Source organism: Gordonibacter pamelaeae, from assembly GCF_003340385.1.
Classification (GTDB): domain Bacteria; phylum Actinomycetota; class Coriobacteriia; order Coriobacteriales; family Eggerthellaceae; genus Gordonibacter; species Gordonibacter pamelaeae.
Map to the genome: position 1 here is coordinate 1 of NZ_PPTS01000021.1, position 1,975 is coordinate 1,975.

Genomic DNA, 1,975 nt, shown 5'->3' on the forward strand with positions numbered 1-1,975 from the left:
TGCGGCCCTCGCTCGCGCGCAGCACGTGCGCCTCGTCGAGGACCGACTCGAGCCACGCCTGCACGCTCGGCGAGAGCGGCGCGTAGGTGCGGCCCCGCCTGCCCACGAGCGGTGCCGGGAACGACAGTTGCCCGAGCGCCTTGGCAAGCGCGCGCACGTCGCGCGTGGAAACGAACACGTACTCGCTGAACATGGGGTGCACGACGATGCGCCAGGCGCCCTCGCGCTTCATGTACCGCTCGTACTTGGGAACGAAGCAGTCCTCCACGAGGTCGGAGCCGAGGAGCTGTCGGCACTTGCCCGCCACCGCGTCCTCGCGGCCTTCGGGCACATGGATGGCGTACCAGCGCAGGTCGCCGTCTCGCGACGGCCCTTCCGACAGGAAACCCGTCGGCAAACCCTCGCGCTGCCGTGCCTCCGTTGCCATTACGTCCTCTCCCATGCTCGCTCGCATGATCGGATGCTGCGACCGTCGGTGCACGTTACTGCCGCACCGACGGCCGCAAGAACGTAGACTTTTTGGCGGAGATGCCCGATAATCTCATTCGAAAGAGAAACAGCAGGTCGGATGGGTGCCCTTGTATGTGAGGGCGAGCAAGTGTTACGTGAGACAAAAAGTCTACGTTTTGGCAACGAAAACCATGCCGAGCGGGTTATTCAACACCCCGGTTGCCATAAGCGCTAAGCGACTTCCCCCTCGGCGTCCCTTTTCAGCCACCGGTCGAACGTCCGGGGGCAAACGCCGAGGCGCTCTGCCGCTTCCTTGCGTGTGATCTGGCCCGATAGGTATGCGGTCTTGATCGGCCGATAAGCGCTCGGCACCTCGATGGCCGGCCGGCCGAACCTCACGCCACGCGCCCGAGCCGCCGCGATCCCCTCCGCCTGGCGCTGCCGGATGTTCTCGCGCTCAAGTTGCGCAACATAGCTGAGCAGCTGCAGCACCACGTCGGCCAGGAACACGCCGGTAATGCCGTGCTGGTCGTTGCGCGTGTCGAGAAGCGGCATGTCAAGCACCACGACGAACGCCCGCTTCACCTTCGTGAGAATGCGCCACTGCTTGAGGATCTCGTCGTAGTTCCGCCCCAGCCGGTCGATGCTCTTCACCACCATCACGTCGCCAGGCCTAAGGCGCTTGACCAGCTTGCGGTACTCCGGCCGCTCGAAGTCCTTCCCGCTCGCCTTGTCGGCGTAGATGCAGCCCTCGGCAACGGGGAAATCCGTCAAGGCGTCGATCTGCCGCCTGAGCTTCTGGTCCTTCGCCGACACGCGCGCATACCCGTACACGATTCCTTCTCGCTCCATCGTTCACCCCATCGTTCCCGTCAAAGCGAGCCCCCTCCGGGCCGCTTTGCCATCGGCCGCCAAAAGAGATGCCGGCGGGCGCACGGCCGGTCGGCACGAGATTCATTATCGCGAAATTCGGCTTTACCCGAACTACCGAAGCTTTGCGCAGGGCGCCAAACTCCCCTTAGTGCAATCGAGCAGTATCCTCACGGCGTGCCTGCCGCTCCCGCCCGATCAGAGCCTTGCAATGATGACTAAGCGACCATACAATGAAAGAACATCCACACACGGTGAAAGGGAGGGCCATGGATTTGCCCAGCCTCATGCAAGCATGCCTCGACGGCCTCGCGAGCGGCAGCCTCTCTGCTTTCGGGTCCGCCTTGGGCGCGGCCACCATCGCCCTGTTCAAGAAACTCGCAGGGCGGAAGGAAGATATGGATGAAAACGAGTTGAAGGCGATGGGCTCTTGGGCCGATCCCGACAAGCTCGCCGCAAAAGCGGCCAAGTTGGCAAAGGGAGACCCCGACTTCAACCAGCTCCTCTCATCTTGGTGCGATCTCATGGAGAATCATCTCGGCAGCTCGCAGACGACGACCGCCTCGAACGCCGCCTCGGGTATTTTCATCAAGAGCCCCGTTGTCCAAACGAACATCGTAAGGTAGACAATGAAGCCCCCCCCCCCCCCCCCCCC

Annotated in this window: 3 protein-coding genes; 1 reads left to right on the forward strand and 2 read right to left on the reverse strand. The window is 63.2% G+C overall.

Going from position 1 to position 1,975, the window contains the following annotated elements:
- Window positions 1–427: transcription termination/antitermination NusG family protein (locus C1877_RS15010; protein WP_114569519.1), on the reverse strand; the 427-nt coding region annotated here is incomplete at its 3' end.
- Between the two features lie 254 nt (window positions 428–681).
- Window positions 682–1,302 carry a recombinase family protein gene (locus C1877_RS15015; RefSeq protein WP_114569520.1) on the reverse strand — a complete coding sequence of 207 codons (621 nt, stop codon included), beginning with the start codon at window positions 1,300–1,302 and terminating at the stop codon, window positions 682–684.
- 287 nt (window positions 1,303–1,589) lie between these two features.
- On the opposite strand from C1877_RS15015, the gene C1877_RS15020 reads away from it, so the two are divergent.
- Window positions 1,590–1,946: a hypothetical protein gene (locus tag C1877_RS15020; protein WP_015538638.1), complete on the forward strand. Its 357-nt coding sequence runs from the start codon at window positions 1,590–1,592 to the stop codon at window positions 1,944–1,946.
- Window positions 1,947–1,975: the final 29 nt, after the last annotated feature.

What these genes read in the sequence shown, in the direction of transcription:
- C1877_RS15015 (WP_114569520.1), bottom strand. Translation starts at nt 1,302, where the DNA reads ATGGAGCGAGAAGGAATCGTGTACGGGTATGCGCGCGTGTCGGCGAAG.
- C1877_RS15020 (WP_015538638.1), top strand. Translation starts at nt 1,590, where the DNA reads ATGGATTTGCCCAGCCTCATGCAAGCATGCCTCGACGGCCTCGCGAGC.